We start from the raw sequence: 5,451 nt of genomic DNA on the forward strand, positions 1-5,451 counted from the left end.
CCCCAACACCACCCTCTTCCGATTTCCCTATTCCCAAACTCTTTTTCTCGCGGTGGCGCGGTTACGCGCCACGGCGTCGTGATGTTGGGCCGGCCCGGATGGGGAGCGGACGGCGTCAGACGCGCTGCAGCACAACGAGTTCGGTGTCGTGCTCGGCGGTCCACTGCACGGGCAGGCCGACGGCGGTGAGGTGGCTGCCGGAGTAGCGCTGTTCGCCGTGCCGGTAGACGCTGGCCGGGTCGATGCCGGTGAGCGGCAGCCGTACCGGGCGGGACGGCAGCAGGCCGGTGCCGTCGAGTCGGCCGGTGTGCCAGGCGAGGACGACCACAGTGTCGGCATCGGCAGCGGTGTACTGCACGGCGCAGCGGGGCTGGCCCGGGTCGGGGACTGTCCAATCAACGGTGTAACTGGGGTTGTTGAGGTTAGTGGCGTGCTGTTCGAGGGAGCGGAGGCACGGCGTTGGCAGGGCGATGCTCCGTTCGGAACTCTGGGTCTTGGTCGGGAGGGCGGTCAGACCGCCGGAGTTGGTGCGCTGGAGGGTACGTCGGATGCTGGCGGTTCCGCCGGCCAGGAACTCGCGTGCTTCCTCAGCGGTGAGCGGTTCGAAGCGGCGGGGCCGGGGTGTACCGGTGCGGACGTTGCGGGCGACGTTGCGCGGGATCTCCTCCTCGCGCCACCGCGTGCTCCAGGGGGGACTTGAACACGGAGTGGACGTAGGCCAGGGGCAGCGGTGAAAGCCGCTTGGAGCAGCACTTCCCGGCAGCGCAGCAGAGGTGCTGGTCGCGGGCAGTGTCGAGGCCTCGGGTGCAGCATTGGCAGGTGGTGCGGAGCTGGTTGAGCCAGGTGCGGACATCCTTGGCGGTGCGGCGAGTTTCTTTCGTCCGGGGCTGGGGATGAGGTAGGGCTGGGCGTCGGCGGTGTAGTGGGTGTGGGGTGTAGCGCAGTCGGGAGCGTTGGAGGGCGGAAGCGGCACATGCGGTTTCTGTGTGTACCCGGTTCTACCGGGAAGCGATCTCATCGGCCCGGGCTCGATGTCGGCCGGTGAGCGGTCATCCGGCGGGGCAAGGACGCAGTCTCCTGGGCCGTGTCCTTGCCCGTCGGATGACCGCGATGGCCTGCAGCCGTGTCAGTGCTGGACCAGCACGAGCTGGTCCAGGTACCAGCGGTCGACACCGATGCCGCGCCACGACGTCACTTCGACCCACCGGTCCCCGTCCCAGACGTACGGGTGTCGACCGTCCCAACGCTCTTCCCACTTGCGGTGGTGGTGCGGGCCGTGGTGGCGGCCTCGGCGGTCGTCGTCCGGGTACCAGCCACGGTGCCCGTCCCGCCCGTCGTCCCGTTCCCCGTGGTAGCCGCTTCCGTACCCGTCCGCGCGGTAGCCGTCACGTGCGCCGTCGGTCCCGAAGGCGGCGATCGAGGACTGGGTGTGCTCCGCGGGCTTCGAAGCCGCCGCTGACGCCGAGCCGCCGGCTCCGAGAAGGGCTCCGCCCGCCATCGCCGTAGAGGCGAGGGCGATCGAGACGCGCCTGACCAACCTGTTCATAGTCATCTCCTTGTGAGGTGCAGCGATTCCGCCGACCAGGCGGTCGCCGCCAATGTCCGTGATCTGTGATCCGGAAATTCCGAATCAACCGGGTGTCGAGCTACGGGACCATCCGGAGGGGGTCCTCATGTTCGGCTCTGCGCAGCGCACTTGAGGGGTGCCTCGTGTTTGCGGTGAGGCTCATCACAGCATGTGCAGCGCAGTTGGAAGGGACTGCGCCGTCGATCTGTGCGCAGGCCGCGAGGGAAGCGTGGCCTTGTCGGTCGCCGGCACGATCCACCGGGCCCGGCCGTCTTGTCCGGACAGCGACTGCACCCACAGGCGCACGTTGGTCCTGTGGCCGTCGCGGTGCCGGACTGTGGTGAAGCCGGACCAGCGGGAGGGGGCACGGTTGTCCGCCAGGGCTGCTGCTTCCGCCCGGTCTTCAACAGCCGTCAGCAGGGCGGCGGAACGGCCCACCACTTCTGCGGCCGAGTAGCCGACCAGCCGCTGGGCGGCCTGCGTCCGCCTGGTCACCGTCCCCTTCGCATGCAGCAGGGCAATCGCCGCACCGGCTGTCTGGAAAGCCGCCTGATCTGGGGTGATCGCTGTTTGTGTAGAACTGTCCATCGGTCTTTTCCTTCTGTGTTGGAGCCGGTGTCGACGGTCAGGCTTGGTCGTCGAGCAGGGTGGCGAGGTGTGCGCCGAATCGGTTTTCCAGGTCCCCTTCCTGCTGCATTCCGCGCTTGAACAGGGCGGCGACGCGGTGCTGGGTTTCGGGCCAGGCAAGGGTTGCCGCGAAGGCGTTGCGGCCGTCGAGGAGCCTGTCGACGGGGGGCAGGGAGACCTGGTTGACCAGGTTCTTCGCTGTTTCGATCGGGCGCCGGTCGAACGAGGCGATGCGCCGTGCGAGTGTGTCGACGAAGCCGTCCAAGTCGCTGTCCGGAAGGGACCGGTTGACCCAGCCGTAGCGTTCGGCGGTGTCGCCGTCGAAGTCGTCCGCGCCGAGGATGATTTCCAGCGCACGGCCGCGGCCGGTCAGCAGGGGAAGACGTTCCGTGCCACCGCCCCCGGGGATGACTCCCGCGCCGACCTCGGGCTGACCGAGGACGGCGTTCTCACTGGAGGCGAAGCGCATGTCGCAGGCGAGGACGAATTCGCTGCCCACGCCGCGGACACGGCCGCGGATCTTCGCGATACTCACCACGGGGGACTTGGTGAGGCGGACGAGAGTGTCCGTGGGGATGGCTACGCCGGAGGGGCCGACGGCCTTGGCGATGCTCCCCGATCTGCCGGACATGTCGAAGTGGGCGAGGTAGAAGTCCAGGTTCGCGCTCTCGAAGACGACGACGCGGAGGTCCGGGCTGGCGTCCATCCGCGCGAGCAGATTTTGCAGGCCCTCGAACACGGTGCGGTCGACCACGTTCAGGGGCGGGTTGTCGAACACGGCCCGCCAGTAGGCGGGGGTCTCTTCGATGATGCGGACAGTCGCTGCCGATTCAGTCATGTCATCCCTTACCTTCAGAATTTAAAATTGCAAGCCAGAGGGGATTGTGTCGCCACTGCTTGCTTGTGCCGGTGTGCTGCCTCGGGGGTGGCGGGTGGGCCCGGGTTCCGCTTCGACGGGGGCGGGGCGCCACCGCCGGAGGCCGGTCGTCAGGCGGTGCGACGAGTCGGAAGCCGCGCCGTGGCGCATTTCGCCGCGGTCGGCCTGGCGGCGTCGGTCCACCCGGTGTTTGCGAACGACTCCGATATGGGGGCCTTGCTCGCTGGAGCCACACTAACATCTGACTTTAGATATGCAAGCTAGATGTGCCGGCCGTGCCTGAATTGCAGGAGAAAACTCAGCTGGTACACTGTGCAGCAGGTGGGGGCATACGGAACCCGGCACCACGTGGGAGGTGGGAAGTGTCGAGACAGTTGTCAGGTCTCGCGGATGACGAGCCGGCCTGCTCCATCGAGCGGAGCCTGCAGATTCTCGGCGAGCGCTGGTCCTTGCTCGTGCTCCGGGAGGTTTTCGCCGGCAAGCACAAGTTCGCCGAGATCCAGTCGTCCCTGGGCATCGCCTCCAACTTGCTCAGCGCTCGGCTCAAGCTGCTGGTCGAGGCGGGCGTGCTGCACACGCAGACCTACCAGGAGCCGGGCAGCCGGCCTCGGCAGAGCTACCACCTGACTGCGGCCGGGGACGACCTGCGGGTGGTGCTGGTTGCGCTCCAGCAGTGGGGCGACCGCCACCGACCGCGCCGCTCGGGCCCCTCCGCGCTCCGGCGGGTGCGCGACACGAACCGGCCCGTCCATGTCGGGTTCCTCGACGACGACGGTCACGAAGTGCCCGTCACGGACGTCGTCATGCTCGCGGACACGGCCGCCAGGGCCTGATCGGGAGTCGCCGTCCGGGGCTCTCTGTGGGTGTGACGTCTCACCGCGGGTGGGTTGCGACGGGTCCTTCAGGCGGATGAGACTGCCTCAGGTGCAGTGGCGTCGGCCTGGTCCCCTTCGAGTCCGTCACCCTGGAAGTGCCCGAGCACAGCGTGCTGGCCCTCTGCACCGACGGCCTGATCGAGGCCCGCGACCACGACTCCTTGATGCCTTGGGTGTCGTTCGCCCAGGTGCAGCGCAGCTGGGTGTCGCGGATCACGACACCGACGGGCAGGCGGCTCGGCAGGTGTGGCACGGCCGGGAGCGACTGCGCGGCCGCCGCGCCTGCATCCACAGGCGTACGTCGATGCCGCGGCCGTCGCAGTGGCGGAGCGTGGTGAAGCCGGACCAGCGGGAGAGGGCACTGCCCTGCTCCGAGAACGCTGATGCTTTCGCCCGGTCCCCGGCAGCCGCCAGCAGGAAGGCGGCGGAGCGGCCCGCCACGTACGCGGCCGCATAACCGACCAGCTGCTGTGCGGCCTGCGTCCACCCGACCACCGTCCCCCGCGCAATCCAGCGGGGCGATCGCCGCGCCGGCCATCTGGAATGCCGTCGGGGCGGCGGTGAGCGTCGTGTGTGCAGAACTGTCCATCGGTCATTTCTTCTTCTGTCCCCCGGGGCGAGGCCCACCGGGAGCCCGGCCGTGCGCGTGCGCGCCGTCCGGTGCCGTAAGGGCGGCGCTTCACGCGCGGGGTTGGGGGTTGAGAGGCTGCGACAGGGCGGCCTTGACCCGCCTGGTCTTCTCGTCGGCGTGGACTTCGACTTGGTCGTTGGCCAGGGCCTTAAGGGTCTGCTCGGCCACGTCGGCCGCGCTGATCTTCGGCGCGTCCGTCCAGGCGCCGAGGTCGGTGTCCACGAAACCGGCGTGGACCCCGATCACCAAGGTGCCCTGCTCGCGCAGGCCCTGCCGCAATGCGTCCGTCAGGGACCACTGTGCTGCCTTGGCGGCGGCATAGCCGGGGAACAGAGGCTGCCCGACCCAGGACGCCAGCGACAGCATGTTCACCAGTGCGCCGCCGCCGTTGCGGGCGAGGATCGGGGCGAACGCCCGGGAGACGGCCCAGGTGCCGAAGTAGTTGACCTCCATCGCCCGGCGCGCACCGTCGAAGGCGCCCTCCAGGAGTCCGGTGCCTGTGCTTGCGATGCCCGCGTTGTTGATCACGATGGTGACGTCACCCGCGACCGCGGCGGCCTCGGCGATCTCCTCGGGCTTGGTCACATCCAGACGCAGCGGGGTGACGTCCTGATCGGCGGCCGTGGCCGGATCACGGACGCCTGCGTAGATCTTGGCCGCGCCGTGCTCGAGCAGCGCACGGGCGAACGCCGGCCGATGCCACGGTTGGCCCCCGTGACCAGGGCGACTGAAGTTCCCCCCTGATCTTGGACAGCTAGTGCTTACGCTGCGGGGGTGAAGTCGTGCTGCAGCCTGGCTCGGGTTTCGAGTGGGGTGAGGTACCCGAACTCGGGGTGCTTGCGGAGCCTGGTGCGGTTGTACTCGACCTCGATGA

Annotated in this window: 7 protein-coding genes and 2 pseudogenes; 2 read left to right on the forward strand and 7 right to left on the reverse strand. The window is 68.7% G+C overall.

Annotated elements, in window-relative coordinates:
* Nucleotides 1-115: 115 nt before the first annotated feature.
* The 5 genes and pseudogenes from ABZV38_RS39375 to ABZV38_RS39395 all read right to left on the reverse strand — a co-directional run bounded on the left by ABZV38_RS39375 (nt 116) and on the right by ABZV38_RS39395 (nt 3,032).
* Complete coding sequence (locus ABZV38_RS39375; protein WP_356333671.1) at nt 116-358, reverse strand: GH36 C-terminal domain-containing protein; 243 nt, start codon at nt 356-358, stop codon at nt 116-118.
* A gap of 72 nt (nt 359-430) precedes the next feature.
* Nucleotides 431-931 (reverse strand): annotated as a pseudogene (locus ABZV38_RS39380) (site-specific integrase); the annotation flags it as partial.
* Nucleotides 932-1,126: 195 nt separating this feature from the next.
* Nucleotides 1,127-1,546: a hypothetical protein gene (locus ABZV38_RS39385; protein WP_356333661.1), complete on the reverse strand. Its 420-nt coding sequence runs from the start codon at nt 1,544-1,546 to the stop codon at nt 1,127-1,129.
* Between the two features lie 183 nt (nt 1,547-1,729).
* A complete protein-coding gene (locus tag ABZV38_RS39390; protein WP_356333663.1) occupies nt 1,730-2,155 on the reverse strand; it encodes a PAS domain S-box protein in 426 nt (141 codons plus the stop codon).
* 37 nt (nt 2,156-2,192) lie between these two features.
* Nucleotides 2,193-3,032, reverse strand: coding sequence for an enoyl-CoA hydratase/isomerase family protein (locus ABZV38_RS39395; RefSeq protein ID WP_356333665.1), 840 nt, complete (start codon nt 3,030-3,032; stop codon nt 2,193-2,195).
* Nucleotides 3,033-3,433: 401 nt separating this feature from the next.
* Between ABZV38_RS39395 and ABZV38_RS39400 the strand changes: the two genes are divergently transcribed.
* Together ABZV38_RS39400 and ABZV38_RS39405 are read left to right on the forward strand one after the other, a co-directional pair.
* Entirely contained in the window at nt 3,434-3,904 is a 471-nt protein-coding gene (locus tag ABZV38_RS39400) for a helix-turn-helix domain-containing protein (protein ID WP_356333667.1), read from the forward strand.
* Nucleotides 3,905-4,011: 107 nt separating this feature from the next.
* Nucleotides 4,012-4,095: pseudogene (locus ABZV38_RS39405) on the forward strand (hypothetical protein); the annotation flags it as partial.
* Nucleotides 4,096-4,159: 64 nt separating this feature from the next.
* Here the strand turns inward: ABZV38_RS39405 and ABZV38_RS39410 are convergent.
* Complete coding sequence (locus ABZV38_RS39410; protein WP_356333669.1) at nt 4,160-4,441, reverse strand: hypothetical protein; 282 nt, start codon at nt 4,439-4,441, stop codon at nt 4,160-4,162.
* Nucleotides 4,442-4,625: 184 nt separating this feature from the next.
* Nucleotides 4,626-5,252, reverse strand: a complete 627-nt coding sequence (locus ABZV38_RS39415; protein ID WP_356333673.1) for an SDR family NAD(P)-dependent oxidoreductase — start codon at nt 5,250-5,252, stop codon at nt 4,626-4,628.
* Between the last annotated feature and the right edge of the window lie 199 nt (nt 5,253-5,451).

The organism is Streptomyces sp. NPDC005181, assembly GCF_040608395.1.
GTDB lineage: Bacteria > Actinomycetota > Actinomycetes > Streptomycetales > Streptomycetaceae > Streptomyces.